Annotated in this window: 23 protein-coding genes; 11 read left to right on the top strand and 12 right to left on the bottom strand. The window is 58.5% G+C overall.

Annotated elements, in window-relative coordinates; translation table 11 throughout:
* Positions 1-44: 44 nt before the first annotated feature.
* Together pyk and J5276_RS19325 are read right to left on the bottom strand one after the other, a co-directional pair.
* Positions 45-1,484: a pyruvate kinase gene (gene pyk, locus J5276_RS19330; protein ID WP_003511440.1), complete on the bottom strand. Its 1,440-nt coding sequence runs from the start codon at positions 1,482-1,484 to the stop codon at positions 45-47.
* On the bottom strand, positions 1,484-1,888 hold the full coding sequence (locus J5276_RS19325; protein WP_370647635.1) for a DUF1036 domain-containing protein: 405 nt from the start codon (positions 1,886-1,888) through the stop codon (positions 1,484-1,486). Before J5276_RS19325 ends, pyk begins: the two co-directional genes overlap by 1 nt.
* Positions 1,889-2,161: 273 nt before the next feature.
* Between J5276_RS19325 and J5276_RS19320 the strand changes: the two genes are divergently transcribed.
* From J5276_RS19320 to J5276_RS19310, 3 genes are all read left to right on the top strand, one after another.
* The gene (locus tag J5276_RS19320; protein ID WP_035199675.1) at positions 2,162-2,950 is read left to right on the top strand and encodes an N-formylglutamate amidohydrolase; all 789 of its coding nucleotides are present in this window, start codon (positions 2,162-2,164) and stop codon (positions 2,948-2,950) included.
* A gap of 15 nt (positions 2,951-2,965) precedes the next feature.
* Complete coding sequence (locus J5276_RS19315; protein WP_174012116.1) at positions 2,966-3,271, top strand: DUF1244 domain-containing protein; 306 nt, start codon at positions 2,966-2,968, stop codon at positions 3,269-3,271.
* A gap of 151 nt (positions 3,272-3,422) precedes the next feature.
* Positions 3,423-3,680 carry a DUF2312 domain-containing protein gene (locus J5276_RS19310; protein ID WP_006314683.1) on the top strand — a complete coding sequence of 86 codons (258 nt, stop codon included), beginning with the start codon at positions 3,423-3,425 and terminating at the stop codon, positions 3,678-3,680.
* A gap of 69 nt (positions 3,681-3,749) precedes the next feature.
* On the opposite strand, the gene J5276_RS19305 is transcribed toward J5276_RS19310, so the two are convergent.
* From J5276_RS19305 to J5276_RS19285, 5 genes are all read right to left on the bottom strand, one after another.
* Entirely contained in the window at positions 3,750-4,370 is a 621-nt protein-coding gene (locus J5276_RS19305) for a tetratricopeptide repeat protein (protein ID WP_003511434.1), read from the bottom strand.
* Positions 4,371-4,470: 100 nt separating this feature from the next.
* Positions 4,471-4,596, bottom strand: a complete 126-nt coding sequence (gene ykgO / locus J5276_RS19300) for a type B 50S ribosomal protein L36 (protein WP_003497670.1) — start codon at positions 4,594-4,596, stop codon at positions 4,471-4,473.
* A gap of 139 nt (positions 4,597-4,735) precedes the next feature.
* Positions 4,736-5,824, bottom strand: a complete 1,089-nt coding sequence (locus J5276_RS19295) for a 5-(carboxyamino)imidazole ribonucleotide synthase (RefSeq protein ID WP_035199671.1) — start codon at positions 5,822-5,824, stop codon at positions 4,736-4,738.
* 11 nt (positions 5,825-5,835) lie between these two features.
* Positions 5,836-6,303, bottom strand: coding sequence for a 5-(carboxyamino)imidazole ribonucleotide mutase (purE, locus tag J5276_RS19290; RefSeq protein ID WP_034501985.1), 468 nt, complete (start codon positions 6,301-6,303; stop codon positions 5,836-5,838).
* Between the two features lie 154 nt (positions 6,304-6,457).
* A complete protein-coding gene (locus J5276_RS19285) occupies positions 6,458-6,661 on the bottom strand; it encodes a YdcH family protein (protein WP_003511431.1) in 204 nt (67 codons plus the stop codon).
* Positions 6,662-6,897: 236 nt separating this feature from the next.
* On the opposite strand from J5276_RS19285, the gene J5276_RS19280 reads away from it, so the two are divergent.
* A complete protein-coding gene (locus tag J5276_RS19280; RefSeq protein ID WP_003511430.1) occupies positions 6,898-7,074 on the top strand; it encodes a YdcH family protein in 177 nt (58 codons plus the stop codon).
* A 100-nt stretch (positions 7,075-7,174) separates the two neighbouring features.
* Here the strand turns inward: J5276_RS19280 and J5276_RS19275 are convergent, their stop codons facing one another.
* Entirely contained in the window at positions 7,175-7,939 is a 765-nt protein-coding gene (locus J5276_RS19275) for a sulfite exporter TauE/SafE family protein (protein WP_003511429.1), read from the bottom strand.
* 103 nt (positions 7,940-8,042) lie between these two features.
* On the opposite strand from J5276_RS19275, the gene J5276_RS19270 reads away from it, so the two are divergent.
* The 6 genes from J5276_RS19270 to J5276_RS19245 all read left to right on the top strand — a co-directional run bounded on the left by J5276_RS19270 (position 8,043) and on the right by J5276_RS19245 (position 14,760).
* Positions 8,043-8,696 (top strand): thiamine phosphate synthase, encoded by a 654-nt coding sequence (locus tag J5276_RS19270; protein ID WP_003511427.1) that lies wholly within the window; start codon positions 8,043-8,045, stop codon positions 8,694-8,696.
* A gap of 8 nt (positions 8,697-8,704) precedes the next feature.
* Positions 8,705-9,805 carry a tetratricopeptide repeat protein gene (locus J5276_RS19265; protein WP_019564913.1) on the top strand — a complete coding sequence of 367 codons (1,101 nt, stop codon included), beginning with the start codon at positions 8,705-8,707 and terminating at the stop codon, positions 9,803-9,805.
* Positions 9,806-9,969: 164 nt separating this feature from the next.
* Positions 9,970-10,770, top strand: coding sequence for an inositol monophosphatase family protein (locus J5276_RS19260; protein WP_003511424.1), 801 nt, complete (start codon positions 9,970-9,972; stop codon positions 10,768-10,770).
* Between the two features lie 200 nt (positions 10,771-10,970).
* Positions 10,971-11,990, top strand: coding sequence for a hypothetical protein (locus tag J5276_RS19255; protein WP_035199661.1), 1,020 nt, complete (start codon positions 10,971-10,973; stop codon positions 11,988-11,990).
* Positions 11,991-11,992: 2 nt separating this feature from the next.
* Positions 11,993-13,024, top strand: a complete 1,032-nt coding sequence (locus tag J5276_RS19250) for a peptidoglycan -binding protein (protein WP_035199659.1) — start codon at positions 11,993-11,995, stop codon at positions 13,022-13,024.
* Between the two features lie 89 nt (positions 13,025-13,113).
* Positions 13,114-14,760, top strand: a complete 1,647-nt coding sequence (locus tag J5276_RS19245; protein ID WP_065704436.1) for an FAD-binding dehydrogenase — start codon at positions 13,114-13,116, stop codon at positions 14,758-14,760.
* A gap of 11 nt (positions 14,761-14,771) precedes the next feature.
* Here the strand turns inward: J5276_RS19245 and J5276_RS19240 are convergent, their stop codons facing one another.
* Entirely contained in the window at positions 14,772-16,571 is a 1,800-nt protein-coding gene (locus J5276_RS19240) for an ABC transporter transmembrane domain-containing protein (RefSeq protein ID WP_065704434.1), read from the bottom strand.
* Positions 16,572-16,832: 261 nt separating this feature from the next.
* Here J5276_RS19240 and rpmE point away from each other — a divergent pair, with 261 nt between their 5' ends.
* A complete protein-coding gene (rpmE, locus tag J5276_RS19235) occupies positions 16,833-17,054 on the top strand; it encodes a 50S ribosomal protein L31 (protein WP_003506183.1) in 222 nt (73 codons plus the stop codon).
* A 151-nt stretch (positions 17,055-17,205) separates the two neighbouring features.
* Here rpmE and J5276_RS19230 read toward each other — a convergent pair whose 3' ends face one another.
* The 3 genes from J5276_RS19230 to J5276_RS19220 form a co-directional block, all read right to left on the bottom strand.
* Positions 17,206-17,721, bottom strand: a complete 516-nt coding sequence (locus tag J5276_RS19230) for a DUF1465 family protein (RefSeq protein ID WP_003511419.1) — start codon at positions 17,719-17,721, stop codon at positions 17,206-17,208.
* 405 nt (positions 17,722-18,126) lie between these two features.
* Positions 18,127-18,318 carry a DUF1192 domain-containing protein gene (locus tag J5276_RS19225; RefSeq protein WP_003511418.1) on the bottom strand — a complete coding sequence of 64 codons (192 nt, stop codon included), beginning with the start codon at positions 18,316-18,318 and terminating at the stop codon, positions 18,127-18,129.
* A complete protein-coding gene (locus J5276_RS19220) occupies positions 18,315-19,604 on the bottom strand; it encodes an MFS transporter (protein ID WP_003511417.1) in 1,290 nt (429 codons plus the stop codon). The genes J5276_RS19225 and J5276_RS19220 overlap by 4 nt, the downstream gene beginning before the upstream one ends.
* Between the last annotated feature and the right edge of the window lie 97 nt (positions 19,605-19,701).

Below are 19,701 nucleotides of genomic sequence, written 5' to 3'. Positions count from 1 at the left end.
CCGCCGGTGACGGCGGGTTTTTTATTATGCTTGATATCGCGATATCAGACGCCGCTCTGGCCGTCCGAACCGATATAGGCGATGCGCACCATGTTGGTCGCGCCCGGGGTGCCGAGCGGCACGCCGGCGGAGATGATGATGCGGTCGCCCGGCTTGCCGAAACCTTCGGACACGACGATGCGACAAGCGCGGTTCACCATATCGTCCAGATCGCTGGCGTCACCGGTAACCACGCAATGCAGGCCCCAGACGACCGACAGGCGGCGTGCGGTCTGGATGATCGGCGAAAGCGCAATGATCGGAACCTGTGGCCGCTCGCGCGCGGCGCGCAGACCCGTTGTGCCGGACGAGGTGTAGGTGACGATCGCGGCGAGCTTCAACGTTTCGGCAATCTGGCGGGCAGCAAGCGAAATGGCGTCTGCACCCGTCGCTTCCGGCTGTGGGCGCTGCGCGTAGATGATGTTGGAATAATAGGGGTCCTGTTCCACCGTGCTGGCGATGGATGCCATGGTCGATACGGCTTCGATCGGATAATCGCCGGAAGCGGACTCGGCCGAGAGCATGATGGCGTCGGCGCCTTCGAATACGGCAGTCGCAACGTCCGAAACTTCCGCACGGGTCGGAACCGGAGCTGTGATCATCGATTCCAGCATCTGTGTGGCAACGACAACCGGCTTGCCGGCACGACGGCAGGCGCGGGTCAGCTGTTTCTGGATGCCCGGAACTGCTTCCAGCGGCATTTCCACGCCGAGATCGCCGCGTGCGACCATCAATGCGTCGGAAAGCTCGATGATTTCTTCGATGCGCTCAATAGCCTGCGGCTTCTCGATCTTGGACATCAGGCCAACGCGACCGCGCGAAATCTTGCGCACTTCGGCCAGGTCTTCCGGGCGCTGAACGAAGGAAAGGGCAACCCAGTCCACTTCGTTGGTTGCAAGAACGGCGTCGAGGTCGACGCGGTCCTTGTCGGTCAGAACGCCGACGCCGAGCAGGGTGTCGGGCAGGCTAATGCCCTTGCGGTCGGAAATCCGGGTGCCCGAAACAACAGTGGTGACGATGCTCTTGCCGTCGCTCTTCTCAGCGCGCAGATGCAGCTTGCCGTCATCGATCAGCAGGCGGTGGCCAGGCTTGACCGCTTCGAGAATTTCAGGATGCGGCAGGAAAACGCGGGTGTTGTCGCCGGGCGTATCGTTATTGTCCAGCGTAAACGTCTGGCCGGGAACGAGATCAACCTTGGTCTCGGCAAATTTACCGACGCGCAGCTTGGGACCCTGCAAGTCGGCCAGAATGCCGATGGGACGGCCGTTACGGCTTTCGACGGAGCGAATACGCTCAATCAGCGTCCGCATCACGTCGTGGCTCGCATGGCTCATGTTGATGCGGAAGAGATCGGCGCCGGCCAGATGCAGCTTTTCGATCATTGCCTCGTCGGAAGAGGCGGGGCCGAGAGTTGCAAGAATTTTGACTTTGCGGTTACGCTTCATCAGTTTTGATTTCCCTGTGTGCCTGGCGTATCGGAAAGCTGGACCATCCAGCTGCCCTGTCTGCCCGTGTCATATTCCTTGAAACCCATTCTCTGGAAGCTGCGGGCATAACAATCGTCTACGCCGGCGATTTTGAACTCGTTTTCCGCCACGCACATGTTGACGTCACCGGTCCAGCGGCCGCCGTGAGCGGCGTCCTCGGCATAAAGATAATAATAACGCGACTGCAACTCACCCTCTATCAGCGTTGCGCAGGTAGAGGAGGGGACCTGCCACCAACCTTCACTGACCCAGCCGTCCTGCGCCCGGTAGCCGATTGCGACCCCCACGAGGTTTTGCGTGCTGTTGCAGACGCGGAAATCCGCATGCGCGGCCTCCACGAAGACAAACGGGGTCAGAAACAATGCCGCTGCGGAGAAAAGACGGGCAAGATGCCGAAAGTGGCGAGGAAGAGCGAGAGATGACTGAGTCACGGCTTCCATCCGGATTCCATGGTTATAATGAACACACTTCTTGGCGTGGCCGCCAAAGAAAGTCAACGCGAGTTTAATCGATTATATTGTTCGTGGGATCGTGAGTGCGATAAGGTAGATGGCTGTTCTGTCGCCGAAACTTGCGCCCGGCCTCAAGCCATGCCATCAAGCTTTTCTCCTCAATCCTGCCCCAGAAAATTATCGATGAACGACTTCATACCCTATGAAATCATAGAAGGCGATTATGACAAAGGCATGGTTCTTCTGGCGGACCATGCCATGAACCTCCTGCCGGCACACTACGGCAAACTTGGCCTTCCGCAAACCGCTTTTCATCGTCACATCGCATTTGATATTGGCATTGAAGGGCTGACGCGCTCTCTTGCGGCCCGCCTCGGCGTGCCGGCCGTGCTTGGACGATTTTCGCGCCTCCTGATCGACCCCAATCGCGGCGAGGACGATCCGACCCTTATCATGAAGATTTCGGACGGGGCGATCATCCCCGGCAACCACCCGATTTCGGATGATGAATGGCAAAGACGGATCGAGTTTTTTCATCGTCCCTATCACAATGCCGTCGATCGCGTGCTCACCGGTGTAGCGCAGTCGTCGGGGGAAGCGCCGCTTGTTCTGTCGCTGCATTCGTACACGCCGTTCTGGAAAGAAACACCGCGTCCCTGGCATGCGGCGGTTCTGTGGGACACGGATAATCGTGCGGTCGATCCGCTTCTGGCGCATCTGCGCGCGACCGGCGACATTCTCGTTGGTGACAACGAACCCTATGACGGGGCGCTGAAGGGCGATACCATGTATCGCCATTGCATGATGAAGGGCATACCGCATGCGCTTCTTGAAGTTCGGCAGGATTTGATCGCGGATGAGGAAGGGATTGCCGAATGGTCGGACCGGCTCGCTCCCATTTTCGCCGCAATGAACGACGATCCCATTTTGCATGAATATGAGCTGTTCACCTCTCGCACCGGCCCCTACTGAGCCTGGAGCTGCCCCATGACGACACCGAATGACAAACAGCAGATTGAATTCGAGGCCGCCGCATTTCGCCGTCTCGTCGAGCATCTTCGCGAGCGTCACGATGTGCAGAACATCGACCTGATGAATCTCGCGGGCTTTTGCCGCAATTGCCTTTCCAACTGGTATGGGGATGCCGCTAACAAGGCCGGCGTTGCACTCACCAAGGAGCAATCCCGGGAAATCGTCTACGGAATGCCCTATGAGGAGTGGAAGGAAAAATATCAGGCGGAGGCGAGCGACGCCCAGAAAGCTGCCTTTGAGCAGAACAAGCCAACGGAATAACCCCCGATCGACGGAAACGACTTGACGTGAGGCCCGTCAGTGGGCAGGTCACAGGCCGGAATTTTTGCTGCCCGGCTGGCGGCGACCGGCGAAGGCTTCGCCTGGATTTAATGAACAAGGCTCACCCGAGCTGCTACCAATGAAGGATGATATGATGGACGAAACGAGCACCACCGAAACCGTCGCCGCCGCCGAACTGCGTCAATTCATCGAGCGCGTCGAGCGTCTCGAAGAGGAAAAGGCCGCCATTCAGGGAGACATCAAGGATGTCATGGGTGAGGCGAAGGGTCGTGGCTACGATACCAAGGCGATCCGCACCATCATCCGCCTGCGCAAGAAGGACGCCAACGAGCGTATCGAGGAAGAAACCATTCTTCAGACCTATATGGCTGCGCTTGGCATGGAATGATCGGTTGACGGTCCCACAATGAAAAATCGCCGCTTTTGCGGCGATTTTTGTTTGGATCGTCTGCGATATTCAGCTGCGAGTGCCAGCCAGCTTTTCAGAAAGGTCAGCGGCCTCTTTGCGGGCGTCCTTGTCCGCGGGATAGAGCGCGAGATAGCGTTCCCAGGCTTTCAGCGCCAGATCGTCACGGCCTGAGGCTTCGAGGATGTTTGCAAGGCTCGCCAATGCCGGAAAATAGCGCGGCTCCTTCTCCAGCGTCAGATTGATATCCGCCATCGCCTTTCGGGTGTCGCCATCCGCAAAATGCACCATGGCGCGGCGATAGGGCGCCTGCACGTAGTCCGGATCGAGTAAAATAGCCTGGTCGAGAAAATCGTAAGCGGCGGCGTTGCGCTTCTCGTCTGCGGCTTCGCCTGCCCATTGCATCAGGAGATTGATTGTCGCGCTGCCGGAATCGTTCCATTCGGAAGCGATCTGGTTGGCAATGCTGCGCGCCTTGACCGCATTCCGCTCTTTTTTCAGCGATGCGAAAAGACTGTCAACTGTCTTTGCAGGTGAAGGCGCAGCCTCCAGGGCTGCGGGAGGCTGACCATCTGCCGCATGACCAAGGGACGCCATTCCTGAAAGCAGGAGGCCCGAAAGCAGGAAACCCTGAGCGACGATGATAGCCGTGCAAAAACGATTTGGGCGCATGGGTTAAAGCTTAACCCGACTGCGCCCAATATCAAATGCAAAGTTCTGCACTGTCAACAAAGTGATCCGCGATGTGATCGCGAACCGCAGTGGCACTCAATCAGCCCTGACGAGCCTTGAAGCGCGGGTTCTGCTTGTTGATGATGTAGACGCGGCCCTTGCGGCGAACCAGGCGGTTATCGCGATGACGGGCCTTAAGCGCTTTAAGCGAATTCTTGATTTTCATTTTACTGGTCCGCAGTTTTGCACGGCTTTTACCGTGCTTATTCAAACAATCAAAAGCGCGCAACGGGGCGCGCTCTTTTCGGTTGGCAGGCAAATACCCGTTTGACCCCTGCCTGTCAACACTTCCAGACGTCTTTGCCTTAAAAGACTGAGGCTTTTCCTGTGTGCAAAAGCTCGGTCACATGGCCCATCTTGCGGCCAGGCCGTGCTTGTGTCTTGCCGTAAAGATGCACGAGACAGTCTTTTTTCGAAAGCCATGCTGGCACATCGTTGATGTCATCGCCGATGAGGTTCGTCATGACGCAATCCGAATGGCGGGCCGTGCTGCCGGGGACAAGACCGGAGACGGCTCGTATATGCTGTTCGAATTGCGAGACCACGCAGGCCGCTTCCGTCCAGTGGCCGGTATTGTGCACGCGCGGCGCCATTTCATTGGCAACGAGCGAACCATCGGTCAGGACGAAAAACTCGATGCCGATCACGCCGACATAGTCGAGCGCAGCCAGAAGCTTTTCCGCCGATTGCACGGCAACCGCCTTCGCCGCATCGGAGAGTGCTGCCGGCACCGTGGATGTATGCAGAATGCCGTTCAGATGAATGTTTTCGGCCGGATCGTAGCAGGTAACGGTGCCATCCCTGAAACGGGCGGCAATGATCGAGATTTCCCGCTCGAAAGCGACGAAGCTTTCGAGGATGAGCGGCACGCCACCGAGTGTTGCGAAGGCGCCTGCGATGTCCTCACCACCCTTGAAAAGCCTCTGGCCCTTGCCGTCATAGCCCATGCGGCGGGTTTTCAGCACACCCTTGCCACCAAAAGCGGCCAATGCCGCCTCCAGTTCTTCCTGATTATCCACGGCGCGGAAATCGGCGGTCGGAATGCCGCAACCGTTGAGGAAGCGTTTCTCCGTCAGCCTATCCTGCGAGGCGCTGAGAGCCTGCGGCGGGGGATAAACGGGAACAGAAGCGCTCAGCGTCTCGGCTGCGGTGACGGGTACGTTCTCGAATTCGTAGGTCACGACATCGCAAAGGCGAGCGAGTTCCGCAAGCGCCGTCTCGTCACCGTATTCCGCGACGATCTGGCTGTTGCAGACCTGCGCCGCCGGACAATCGGCTTGCGGTTCGAGAACGATGGTGCGGTGGTTGAGGCGTGCGGCGGCCATTGCCAGCATGCGGCCAAGCTGCCCGCCGCCGATGATGCCGATGGTGAGATTGTTCGTATTCATCGTCATGTTAGAGGCTGTCACTGGGCGCTGTCCATGGGATATTCGGCAACGGCCGCTGACTGGCGCGCGCGCCATGCATCGAGCCGGTCTGCCAGGTCCTCGTCGCCCAGCGCCAGAACCGCAGCTGCCAGAAGTGCGGCATTGATAGCGCCGGCCTTGCCGATGGCAAGCGTTCCGACGGGAATGCCAGCGGGCATCTGGACGATGGAATAGAGGCTGTCCTGCCCGGACATCGTCTTGGATTGTACCGGGACGCCGAAAACCGGCAGCGGGGTCATGGCGGCGGTCATGCCCGGCAGATGGGCGGCGCCGCCGGCACCCGCGATGATGACCTTGAAGCCTTCGTCTTTCGCGCCATTGGCAAAATCATAAAGGCGATCAGGCGTGCGGTGGGCGGAAATGATGCGGGCTTCGTATTCCACGTCCAGCGCATCCAGCGTATCGGCGGCATTCTTCATGGTCTCCCAGTCGGACTGGCTGCCCATGATGATGGCGACGGGGGGTGTCTCTGCTGTCACTTCGCTTCTCCGGCTTACAGCATAGGCGCAAAAATCGATTTTGATTTCTGCAAGGCACGATGCGTAAATTCAATAGATTAGAGCGTCTCTCGTGCATCCGGCAGGAAGCACGGAAGCCACTCTAGGCAATGATATCGGGAATGACCTGATCTTCGATCTGGGTCATCTTGTCCTTGACGGCCAGCTTTTTCTTTTTCATGCGTTGTATTCTCAGCGCATCGCAGTTGGTCTGGATCATCGCGTTGATCGCAGCGTCATAATCCTCATGCTCCTGGCGCAGCCGCGCCAGCGTAAGCCTGATGTCCGCCTGGTCCTGATCGGGCATCTTGTCATCCCCATTTTATGCCAGCCGGAGAGCCTCCGGCGCGTATGTCATCGGTTCTCGAGCCTCTATCATCAAATCGCGGTAACGGGAAGTTATCCCTTGCGACCAAATTGCCCACTTATTGCCTTCATTTCGCCTTCGACAAGACCAACGATCCATGTCACATTGTCGTCGCAAACCTGAAACTCCAGCGATGGAGAGCTGGAGGTAGGCTTAAAAATGGAAGGACGTGCCGCATGACCATTCAGGCTCATATTGCATCGCTCGAAAAGAAACACGGTGCTCTGGAGGAGGAGCTCGAAAGTATTCTTGCTTCCCCGTCCTCTGACGATAGAGAGATCGCCGATCTCAAACGCCGTAAACTGCGCCTGAAGGATGAACTACAGAGGCTTCGCGCCTCCACAAGGCATTGATTGATGCCATTCCCCAGCCTTCGATGAAGGACTGACGGATTCTTTTTCGGCCCTGGCGGTACGTGCGTGCTGCCAGGGCTTTTTAGTGGCCGCCTTGGGTCTAGAAAGGCAGCCCGTCCCACAGCAGTTTCAGCGCCGCGATCAGCGCCATGGTATACATCAGCGGGTAGAACACTGATGGTTTCAGATATTTCACCACCCTTGCGCCGGCAAGCGTCGCCAGCATTGCCACCGGCAACAGGCTGGCCGATGTCTTGAGGTTGGTGGCATCAAGCGCGCCGAGCGCGAAATAGGGAATGAGCTTGATTGCATTCATGATCGCGAAGAAACGCACGCTCATGCCGGTATAGGTCTTGGGATCGAGCTTCAGCGGCAGAACATAGATCTGGAAGGGTGGGCCACCCGCATGGGCCACGAAACTCGCATAACCGGACAGGCTGGACCAGAGTGTTGCAGCCACCGGACGCTGCGGTCTGGCCGGAATCTCCTGCCCTTTGCGGCTTTTGAAGCTCTCCTGGAAATAACGCAGTACGAACAGGATCGTCACCGAGGCGACGACGAGGCGCATGGCGTCTGCCGAGATGAGGCTTGAGGTCGCCCAGCCGAGAGTAATGCCGGCAATCGCGCCCGGAAGCATGATGAGGAGCGTTTGCCGGTGGTTGTGGTGCCGCCAGGCCCATAGCGCCACAAGATCCATCACGATCAGGATCGGCAAGAAGATTGCCGCCGCCTGCACGGGCGGGATGGCAAGCGCCATCAGCGGCACGCCCATCAGTGCCAGCGCACCGCCCAACCCGCCCTTGGAAAGGCCGACAAGCACGACTGCGGGGATGGCGACGAGGAAAAAATGAAAATCGGTCAGCATGGATGAAGGTTGATCCTTTCGCCGGTCCGGTCTATCGGATTTATCATATCAAAACGAGTGCAGATAACGCCGAAAGTGTCTTCTGCCTGAAATGGACGAACCGATGACCAAAGTTGATAACCGTTGCCGCCTTGTTCTGATCGTCCCGCAATTGGACGACGCGCAAAAGCAGGCGACAGAATTGCAAGAAGCACTGCGAGGCGGCGATGTGGCTTCGGTCATCATTCCGCAATATGATCTGGATGACGCCACTTTCCAGAAACGCGCCGAATTGATCGTGCCGATGGTGCAGGAGGCTGGTGCCGCTGCCCTTATCGCGGGCGACAGCCGCGTTGCGAGCCGGGTGAAGGCGGATGGCCTGCATGTGGCGGGCAATGCCGAGGCGCTTGCGGAGGCCGTGGAAAATTTCGCGCCGAAGCTGATCGTTGGCGGTGGCAATGCCGATGATCGGCATAAGGCTCTGGAGATGGGTGAGTCCAATCCGGACTACGTGTTTTTTGGAAAGCTCGAAGGCGACATCAAGCCGGAAGCGCATCCCAAAAATCTGGCACTCGGCGAATGGTGGGCATCGATGATCGAGATTCCATCCATCGTCATGGGCGGCACCGATATCTCGTCGGTGGTTGCCGTGGCCGAAGCCGGCGTGGAATTCGTGGCGATGCGCAGCGGCGTTTTTGACAATGCCTCGGGTGCTGCCCAGGCCGTTTCTGAAATCAACGCGTTGCTTGACGAAAAAGCGCCACGGTTTGACGGTTGATACAGGCGATGTTGATGCGCTCGGTTCACGTCTGCCTTTCTATTTCGCTGCTGGCGCTGTCTTTAGGCGCGCCGGCGGGCGTTGCTTTTGCCCAATCCGGACCGCAAAGCGAAAGCAACGCGCTTTCCCGCCAGTTGGAGGATGAGGCGCAGCCTTCCCGTCAGGGCAGGGTGCAGTCCGAAGAGCAGAAGGACTTGCAACCGTCGCAGGGCGTCAACGTCTATCAGCGCATGGGCGCGGACCTGCCGGCCTTGCCGCCTGAAAAGGAGTTCAAGGGCCGGGTGGATGAGGCCTATGGGCATTTCCAGCGCGGCGAATATGTCCAGGCGCTCGACAAGGCGCTCAACCGTGCGCAGAACGGCGATGCGGCCGCCCAGACGCTGGTGGCGGAAATGATGTCGCGTGGTCTCGGCATCGCCCGCGACGAAAAGACCGCGGCCTTCTGGTACCAGCAGGCGGCACAGGGTGGCGATCCCGTCGCGATGTTCAAATTCGCCCTCATTTTGATGGAGGGCAAGTTCGTTACCCGCGACAAGGCGAAGGCCGACGATTACATGCACCGTGCGGCGGAAGCCGGCAATGCTTCGGCTCAGTTCAACTGGGGGCAGATACTGGTTTCGGAAAATCCCGGCGTAAAGGGATTGCTGATGGCCATGCCGTATTATGAAAAGTCCGCCGAGCAGGGCATTGCCGACGCGCAATATGCGGTGTCGCAGATCTACCACTCGGTCAAGGATGTGCCGGCCGAAAAGAAGGCCAAGGCGCGCGATTGGCTGACGCGGGCCGCAAAGGCAGGCTACGATACCGCGCAGGTCGATCTCGGCATCTGGCTGGTCAACGGTTTTGGCGGCGAGCGAAATCTGGATGAAGGCTTCCGCTGGCTTTACGGTGCTGCGCAGCGCGGCAATGTCGTGGCGCAGAACAAGGTGGCGCATCTTTACATTCAGGCGCTCGGCACACGGCCCGATCCGGTGGAGGCGGCCAAATGGTACGTGCTTTCCCGCCGCGCCGGGCTGAAGGATCCGTCTCTCGAGGATTTTTATCTCGGGATCACCGACGAGCAGCAGAAAAAGGCTATCGAGGCGGCAAATCGTTTCCGTCCGATGTGATGCAAGGCCGGTTGTTCGGCGCCAGCGTGCATGTGCAGGCTTTTTGCCTTGAATTTCCGCGCGTTTTGTGGTCTTGAACCGCAAACTTTCAATTCAAGAAAATAATGACGTTCCTGCCCGGCTAGCTTGCGGGTGGTTCGCAAGCTTTCCAGGAAACAAATTCGATGGCACGTTCAGCCCTTCTCAATGTGATGGTTCAGGCCGCCCTCAAGGCGGGTAAGTCTTTGTCGCGTGACTTCGGTGAAGTGCAGAACCTTCAGGTTTCGGTCAAGGGACCGAGCGATTTCGTATCGCAGGCGGACCTCAAGGCTGAAAAGATCGTGCGCGACGAGCTGATGAAAGCCCGCCCCACCTACGATTTTCTGGGTGAGGAAGGCGGCGAGGAAAAGGGCAGTGATGGTGCGCATCGCTGGATCGTCGACCCGCTGGATGGCACGACCAACTTCCTGCACGGCATTCCGCATTTCGCCGTTTCCATCGCGCTCGAGCGTAACGGAGAAGTCGTAGCCGGCGTGATTTTCAATCCCGCGACCGACGAACTCTACACCGCCGAGCGTGGCGGCGGCGCGTTCCTTAACGATCGTCGTATCCGCGTTGCCGCGCGGAAGGCCTTGACGGATTGCGTCATCGGCTGCGGTGTGCCGCATCTCGGTCGCGGCAATCACGGCAAATTCCTTGTCGAACTTCGCCATGTCATGGGTGAAGCAGCCGGCATCCGCCGCATGGGTGCTGCAGCACTCGACCTTGCCTATGTTGCAGCAGGTCGCCTCGACGGTTTCTGGGAAGCAGAGCTTTCGCCGTGGGATATGGCGGCCGGTCTGGTGCTGATTCGCGAAGCTGGCGGGTTCACCTCCGACGCCAAGGGCGGCGCGGATATCTTCGGCAGCGGCAGTGTTGCTGCCGGAAACGAATATATCCACAAGGCACTTGTGGAAGTTGCCAACCGTCCGATTCCGGGTCGTTGATCGATTTCGGCAGAAAACCTGCCGTTTAATCCAGGTTTTAGGCGCCCGGCGAACTATCGCCGGGCGTTTTTGTTTTTTCGGTCTTCGGTCAAGCCGGCTTTCGTGAAATGCCTGTGACGAAAGACAGGCTTTTCGCTTCAAATCGTCGCAATTTTCAAATAGCGTCCGGTTGATACGTGACCGAAGGGAATGCGAACGTTATGGCGGATTCGGAGTTGCTCGATCTCGGCGTGGAGAAGCCGGTGACCACACGGCAATACAGCCACAAGCTGTCCAGCCCCACACCGTTTCTGTGGACGATGGTTCTGTTTCTGATCCTCGTCGGCTTTCTGGCGGCCATTCTTTACCGGCAGGCGCACACGGCCTTCATGACGAATCCGGGCTTGAACGGCTTCATTCTCGGCGTTCTCGTCATCGGCATCATTCTGGTATTCACCCAGACCATGAGCCTGCGTTCGGAAGTCCGCTGGTTTAACGCATTCCGGGCCGCCGGCAGCGCCGAGAAAGTCGGCCGCGCTCCAAAACTGCTGGCCCCCATGAGCACGTTGATCGGCAAGCGTGGCGAAGTCCGGCTTTCTGCAGTTACGCAGCGGACAATTCTCGATTCCATCGCGACACGCCTTGATGAATCGCGCGATACTTCACGTTATCTTGTCGGCCTTCTGGTGTTTCTCGGCCTGCTCGGCACCTTCTGGGGTCTGATCGGCACCATCGGCGCCATCAGCAATGTCATTCAGTCGCTCGATCCCAGCGCCGGCACCAGCAACGATATTCTAAGCTCGCTCAAGTCCGGTCTCACCGCGCCGCTTTCCGGCATGGGAACGGCGTTTTCCTCGTCGCTCCTCGGCCTTTCAGGCTCGCTGATCCTCGGTTTCCTCGATCTTCAGGCCGGCCGTGCCCAGAACCGTTTTTACACCCAGCTCGAAAACTGGCTGTCGTCGGTGACGGATACGTCGGCGGATGGGCCAAAGGAATTCAACGCTGAACCCGGCGCAATGGTCAGCACTGAGCGCTCGCTCGCCGCCATGACGAGTCTTGCTGAAGGCATTCAAGGTCTGGTCAAGAACATGCGCAGCGAGCAGCAGATGTTGCGTGACTGGATCGAGGCGCAGCAGGAGGAATCGAAATCGCTTCGCCGCACGCTCGACCGGTTGTCGACACGTATCGACGGCGAGACAAAATCCTCCGGACGCACCCGGCACGATAACGGGAGCGAGTAGCCATGGCGCTTGCGCGCAACCGCCGCCGCGACAGGGGTGTGGATTATTGGCCGGGTTTCGTCGATGCGCTGTCGACGCTGCTCATGGCCATCATGTTCCTGCTGACGGTCTTCGTGCTGGCGCAATTTGTTCTGTCGCGGGAAATTAGTGGCAAGGACGAGGTGTTGACCCGCCTCAACAGCCAGATTGCCGAATTGACCGAACTTCTGGCCATGGAAAAGGGCAGCAAGCAGGATATCGAGGACGCGCTGGCGAGCCTGCAATCAACCCTTGCCGCATCTGAAAGCGAGCGCTCACGCCTGCAGTCGCTTCTCGATGCGGGATCGGGCAACAATGCAAGCGCCAATGCCCGGATTGGCAGCCTGACCGGCGAGCTGGATGACCAAAGACAGGCCAATTCCCGCGCCTCCGCACAGATCGAATTGCTCAACCAGCAGATTGCGGCGCTCAGGGCGCAGATCGCATCGGTGGAAGCCGCCCTGCAGGCGTCGGAAGCCAAGGATACCTCATCACAAGTCAAGATCGCCGATCTCGGCCGCCGTCTCAATGTTGCGCTGGCGCAGCGGGTTCAAGAACTCAACCGCTATCGTTCTGATTTTTTTGGGCGTCTGCGTGAAATCCTCTCGGATCGCGAAAACATTCGCATCGTCGGCGACCGCTTTGTCTTCCAGTCCGAAGTGCTCTTTCCATCCGGTGGCAACGACCTCAATCCGCAAGGGCAGGCGGAGATGGAGAAGCTGGCGGCCGCGCTGATCGATCTTGCCAAGGAAATCCCCACCGAGATCAACTGGGTTCTGCGCGTGGATGGCCACACGGACAATGTCCAGCTTTCCGGGTCCGGCCGCTTCCGTGACAATTGGGAACTTTCCTCGGCACGCGCAACCTCCGTGGTGAAGTTCCTGATCTCCAAGGGTGTTTCGGCCAACCGGCTGGTCGCTGCCGGTTTCGGTGAATATCAGCCGATTGCCGAAGGCGACACGCCGGAAGCACGCCAGCAGAACCGCCGTATCGAACTGAAGCTCACCGAGCGCTGACACCTTAAGCCGTATCATAGCGGTTGCCTTGAGCTGCAAGTGAATTTACGTTCGCGTAAACGTAATTCTGTCGCATCTGGGAGGAGCTGATGGAGCGATATGATGTGATCGTTGTCGGCGCGGGGCTTGCCGGTCTGGTCGCAGCGACAGAGGCTGTTGAGCGCGGTTTCAGTGTTTGCCTTGTGGATCAGGAGGGGGAGCAGAACCTTGGCGGGCAGGCCTTCTGGTCGCTGGGTGGTCTTTTTTTTGTTGATAGTCCCGAACAGCGCCGAATGCGGGTGCGCGACAATCTCGATCTTGCAAGGCAGGACTGGTTCGGCTCCGCCGGTTTTGATCGCTTGGAAGATCATTGGCCGCGCCGCTGGGCGGAGGCTTATCTCAATTTCGCCGCAGGCGAGAAACGTGAATGGCTGCATCGGCTGGGCATGCGCTGGTTTCCCGTGGTCGGCTGGGCCGAGCGTGGCGGTGCCCTTGCTCATGGCCACGGCAATTCCGTTCCGCGTTTCCATGTCACCTGGGGCACTGGCCCCGGTGTGCTGGCGCCTTTCGTTGAAAAGGCAAAGATCATGACGGCAAGCGGTCGGCTCACCTTTCGGTTCCGCCACCGCGTCGATCATCTGGATATCACCGACGGCAGGGTGACGGGCATTTCCGGTGTTGTTCTTGCCAGGGATCCGGTGTTGCGCGGGCAACCAAGCAGCCGGGAAGAGCAGGGTGATTTTGTCCTTTCGGCCTCGGCGGTCATCGTCAGTTCCGGTGGCATCGGCGGCAATCAGGAACTGGTGCGGCGCAACTGGCCGTTGGAGCGGCTGGGCAAGCCCCCCGCGACCATGGTCTGTGGCGTGCCTGCGCATGTGGATGGCCGTATGATCGCTATTACGGAAGCAGCGGGCGGAACGGTCATCAATCGCGACCGTATGTGGCATTATACCGAGGGCGTGAAAAATCACGATCCGATCTGGCCGGACCATGGCATTCGTATTTTGCCCGGCCCCTCGTCTTTCTGGTGCGATGCGGATGGAAACCGGCTCGGAGCACCCGCGATGCCGGGCTTCGATACACTCGGCACGCTTAAGATGCTGGGCGAACGCGGCAGCGGTCACAGCTGGTTCATTCTGACCAAGGCAATCATCAAGAAGGAATTTGCGCTTTCTGGTTCGGAGCAAAATCCGGATCTGACGGGCAAGGATGTGCGGCTACTGCTTAAACGGTTGGGCAAGGAGCCGCCGGGGCCGGTGCAGGCTTTCATGGAACGCGGCGAGGATTTCGCCGTCCGTGATACGCTGGAAGAACTCGTGGCGGCGATGAATACCATAAACGGGGACAATCGGCTGAATATTGACCACATCCGCTATCAAATAGAGGCACGAGACCGGGAGATCGAAAACGGTTTCAGCAAGGATGCGCAGGTTACGGCGATCCACGGAGCGCGGCGTTATCTTGGTGATCGGTTGATGCGCACTGCAAAACCACATCGGTTGCTAGACCCGACAAAAGGGCCGCTGATTGCGGTGCGCCTGCATGTGTTGACTCGCAAGACGCTTGGCGGTTTGCATACGGACCTAGAGGCGAGGGTGCTGGACGCGGCCGGCAACCCTGTTCCGGGCCTTTATGCTGCCGGAGAGGTGGCAGGCTTCGGCGGAGGCGGCATGCACGGATATAATGCGCTGGAGGGCACATTCCTCGGCGGTTGCCTGTTTTCGGGCCGTGTCGCGGGGGGTAGCGTGATGGCTTAAGCCCACACGGCTCACGCTTGAGCGCGCAGTTCGTCCGGCCCTGTCTGGAATTGCAGCCGGGCAAGTCTCGCATAAAGGCCGTTCTGGCGGATAAGGCTCTGGTGCGTGCCTTCCTCGATGATACGGCCCTCATCCATCACCAGAATGCGGTCAGCCTTCAGCACAGTGGCGAGGCGATGGGCAATGACGATGGTGGTGCGGGTGTTCATCAGCTCATCGAGCGCCTTTTGCACCAGCGTTTCGCTTTCGGCATCCAGTGCGGAGGTCGCTTCGTCAAGAAGCAGGATAGGGGCGTTACGCAGGATGGCGCGGGCAATGGCGATGCGCTGGCGTTGACCGCCGGAAAGCGTTACGCCGCGCTCGCCCACCTGCGTGTCATAACCATCGTTCAGCCGGGCGATGAAGCTGTCTGCCTGAGCGGCGATAGCGGCCGTGCGCACTTCTTCGCGTGTCGCAGCCGGACGACCGAATGCGATGTTATCGTGGATGGAGGAGGCAAAGATCGCCACATCCTGTGGAACAATGGACAGTCGCGCGCGCAGATCGGCAAGGCTAACATCGCGGATATCGACGCCATCGATGGTGATGCGGCCCTCCTGCGGATCGTAGAATCGCATCAGCAGCGAAAAGACCGTGCTTTTTCCCGCCCCGGAAGGGCCGACGATGGCGACGGTTTCGCCGGCATTGACCTTGAAGGAGAGGCCGGAGATGATCGGGCCACCGGTTGCGAGTGGATAAATGAAACCGACATTCTCGAATGTCGCTTCGCCGCGCGGCGGCTGAACCATCGAAACGGGTGCTGACGGCTCGGCAACGGGCGAGCGCTCGTTCAGCAGTTCGGAAAGCCGTTCAGCCGCGCCGCCCGCCTGCGCCAGTTCACCCCAGACTTCGGAGAGCTGGCCCAGGCCGCTTGCCGCGATGACCGAATAAAGCACGAACTGGCCAAGCGTACCCGCTGTCATGCCGCCGGACAAAACGCTTTGCGCGCCATACCAGAGAATGCCGACGACGCTGCCGAAAACGAGCGCGATGGCGACGGCGGTGAGGATGGAGCGGGCGCCTATCGCCGCCCGCGCACCCTGATAGGCCGCTTCTACGGAGGCGCCGTAGCGGGCATTTGCAAGCGCCTCGGCGTTAAAGGACTGCACGGTGCGGCTCGCCCCGATCGTTTCCGAGGCATAGGCGGCGGAATTGGCCAATGTGTCCTGCGTATTGCGGGAGCGGGCACGAACCGAGCGCCCAAAAGCAATCAAAGGAAAAACGATGAACGGGATGGCCAGGAGCGCGAGGCCGGAAAGGCCGGGGCTGGTATAGATCATCATCGCCACCGCGCCGCAACACATGATGATGTTACGCAGCGCAACGGAAGCTGAGGAACCGAACGCCGAGCGAATCTGTACGGTATCCGCGGTCAACCGCGAGGTCAGCTCTCCCGAGCGGTTGGCATCGAAAAACTGCTGCGACAGCGTGGTGAGATGAGCAAAGACATCCCGGCGCAGATCGGCAACGACCCTTTCGCCGATGGTCATGACATAATAATAGCGCATGGCGCTGGCGAGAGCGAGAAGGACGGCAATGGCCAGAAGCACAGCGAAGTAGCTGTTGATCATGCCACCGTCCGGCGTCTGGAAACCGTGATCGATGATGCGGCGAACGGCAAGCGGCAAGGCAAGCGTCGTGGCGGAAGAAAGCACAAGCGCAAACAGGGCCGCCGCCATCAGGCCGCGATACCGCCTGAGATAGGGAAACAGGCCAAGCAGCGGCTTCAGGTTTCTCTGTTTAGCCGCTTTCTGCTCTTCAATGTCTGCCACGTCCGCTACACTCCTCGTTCCGTGCCGTTTTTCGGCCTTTTGCGGGTGAATTTCCGGCGCGCGGTAAAATTCTAGTCCCTGCGGCCATCTCCTTTCACAAGGGGATAGCAGGCTCTTGTTATCTGGGCGACCTTCATGTATAGGCTCCGCATCGAATTGGGAAGCCATAGCCCATCAGGACTATGGCTTCATTTATTGAAATGGCTCAGTTGACGCAATTGCGGCAAATGGACCGCACGTCACTTAACCAGGAAGATTGTCATGAAGGCTGATATCCATCCCGCTTATCACACGATCAAGGTCGTCATGACCGATGGCACCGAATACGAAACCCGCTCGACCTGGGGTTCGGAAGGCGCAGTCATGAACCTTGAAATCGACCCCAAGTCCCATCCGGCATGGACGGGCGGCAACCAGCAGCTTATGGACCGCGGCGGTCGCGTTTCCAAGTTCAACAAGCGTTTCGGCGGCCTCGGCCTCTAATCCACTTGTGGACGGATCATTTAAAAAAGCCCGGTTTTACCGGGCTTTTTTGTTGTCTGTCGATCCGGTGAAACGAGCCCATTGTAGGCCAAAACAAAAAAGCAGGCCCATGAGCCTGCTTTTCAAATTGTCCGGATAAGGTCGTCTTTTCTCAGTTGATCGAGAAAGCCGTGCGCAGAAGGTTAAGCTGCGCCTGCACGCTGTTTTCGTTGTCAGGTACCTTGGTGGCTTCGGACGGGCGGTAAATTTCACGGTCGAGAAGGGCAACGCGGTTCTGGAGGCGGAGCGACCGCTCGATGAGGTCACGGAAGGACTCAGGCAGGTCGTTCCAGCCCGGAGCGTTGCGATCGACGTTGAAGCTGTCGAGCCGCACCTTGCTTTTTTCGCTGAGAACCTGATCGCGTGTCATCTCGCCATTGTTGACGGCGCGCTGCAGAAGCAGCCAGGACGCCATCTGCATCAGGCGGGTGGTGAGGCGCATCGATTCTGCCGCGTAAAGGACAGACGCCATGCGCGGCAGAACCTTTGAAGCGGTACGACCGGCTCCATCAAGATAGCTCGCCGTTTCCTCAACCAAGGTCATGCCTTCGGTATAGAGGGTCTTGAACTGGTTGGAAGCAGCCGCGCGACCCGCAAAGCTAATGGTATTTAAAACCTGTTCCGACATTTTCTTTGAATCCCTGCTCACGCACCACACTGTCAGGCAACGACGACCGGTAATATTTTGTTCCGGCCTTTAGTGTTTTCAGGATGGTATCTTTACCTGAAATGCGCAAGGCAATTATTAAAGAAGGGTTAATACCCACAGTTTTACGAAATCCGGTGATCGGTAAAAAAAGAGCCGCGAAAGCGGCTCTCAAGGTAAAACAGGGAGAAAAATCAGACCAATTCGCCGTATGGAGAAGATGCCTGAGGCCCAGAAGAACTGGACATGTATAGTAATCTCTCAGAAAGCTTAATTTTTGGTTAATGGTAAACGAAAGACTGCATCAGAATCGTTAATCTCGTATGCCTTTCCGGCAGCAGCTTATCGAGTTAAGACTTGGCCGGAGGTTTTGCTGAAGGCCGCCTGTCAGGACCGGAAGAGGTTCTCCGCCGCAAGCCGGCCGGCAGACTTCCTTTTCCTCTCCTCTTCAAGTCGGGTGATTTCGGTTTGAAGAATGTCGATGCGGTTGCTCAGCTCGTCCACCGAAAGAAGGCTGAGATCGCTGCCGATCTCATGCGCTACCGGTTTTTGCGGACGGTCATCGTCCAAGAGGCTCATATGCCTGCTCCTTTTTCAACATGGTCGCCATCGTCCTCGGGATATTGCGGCGCGCGCGGGTCAAGCGCAATGCTTTCCGGTGTCACGAGCGGTGAGGGCGTTGTCGGCATCATCGTCGAGAAATTGTCCTTTTCGGCGTTCGAAAGCGTGGCGCGCTGACGGCTTCTGATGATGGCATAGGCCGTGATCAGCACATGGGCGACGGCTGTCACCAGGAACAGCGCATAGGGGCCGGAATAGGTCATGACCGCGCCGCCGAGCGTCGGGCCGATGATGGTGCCGATGCCATAAAGCAGTAGCAGTCCACCGGAAACCTTGACGAAGTCTTCCGATGCCGCAAAGTCGTTGGCATGCGCCACGGCGATGGGATAAAGCGCGTTGGCGGCGGCGCCGTAAATGGCGATCATCGGAATGAGGACATAGACATCATGCGGCTGCACGGCCGCCACGGCCAAGCCCGCAACCGCGCCAAGCCCCGCCAGTCCGGCAAGCACATAACGGCGGTCAATCCGGTCCGAAAGGCGGCCTGCTGGAAACTGGGCGAGCGCGCCGACGAAAATCGTGACTGAAACCATGATGGCGATCATGGTCGGATCAAGGCCCGCCCGCGCGCCGAAAACGGCGCCAAGCGTACCGTAAGCACCATTGGCGATGCCGATCATCAGGATACCGACGAAGGAGACCGGCGAATTCCGATAGAGGGCGGGTAAGTCCAGCTTCACCTTTTGCAAGGGCTGGGGACTGGCAGCCTTAGAAAGCGTGGCCGGCAGAATGGCGATGCAATAGATGATGCCGCAGATCATGAACAGCGAGCTATTGCTGATATCGCCCATCGGCACGATCATCTGCCCAGCCACGACGCCAAGCAGCGTTATGGCGATATAGAGCGAAAAGATCATGCCGCGGCTCTCATTGGTCGCGCGCTCGTTCAGCCAGCTCTCGATGATCATGGAAGTGCCGGCGGTGCAGAACCCTGTAAGCGCGCGGAGCGTAATCCACCAGACATCATCGATAACGAGGCCGGTCATCAGCACGGTCAGGCAGACAAGCGCCACGAAGGAGGCAAATGCCCGCACATGCCCCGCACGTCGCACGATGGCGGGCGCCACAAAACACCCAATGACGAAGCCTGCCGCCCAGGAGGTGCCGAGAAAGCCCAGAATTTCATTGGAATAGCCTTCCGCCGAACCGCGCATGGGTAGCACGAGACCCTGAAGGCCGTTACCGAGAAAAAGAAACAGAGTGCTGGATAAAAGAGCGAATACGGGTAGAAGATTTCTGCTCATGAAGACACTCTCATGCGTTCGAACGTATGGTCGGCAGGCCATAAGACGGGGGTTACCCGAATGAGTTGCACTCTTCTGGTGAACGGTAAAAATGTCC

It is taken from the genome of Agrobacterium sp. S7/73, from assembly GCF_019355535.1.
Taxonomy (GTDB): domain Bacteria; phylum Pseudomonadota; class Alphaproteobacteria; order Rhizobiales; family Rhizobiaceae; genus Agrobacterium; species Agrobacterium tumefaciens.
The sequence above is the reverse complement of the archived record's forward strand: the minus strand, read 5'-3'. Positions and strand labels throughout refer to the sequence as shown.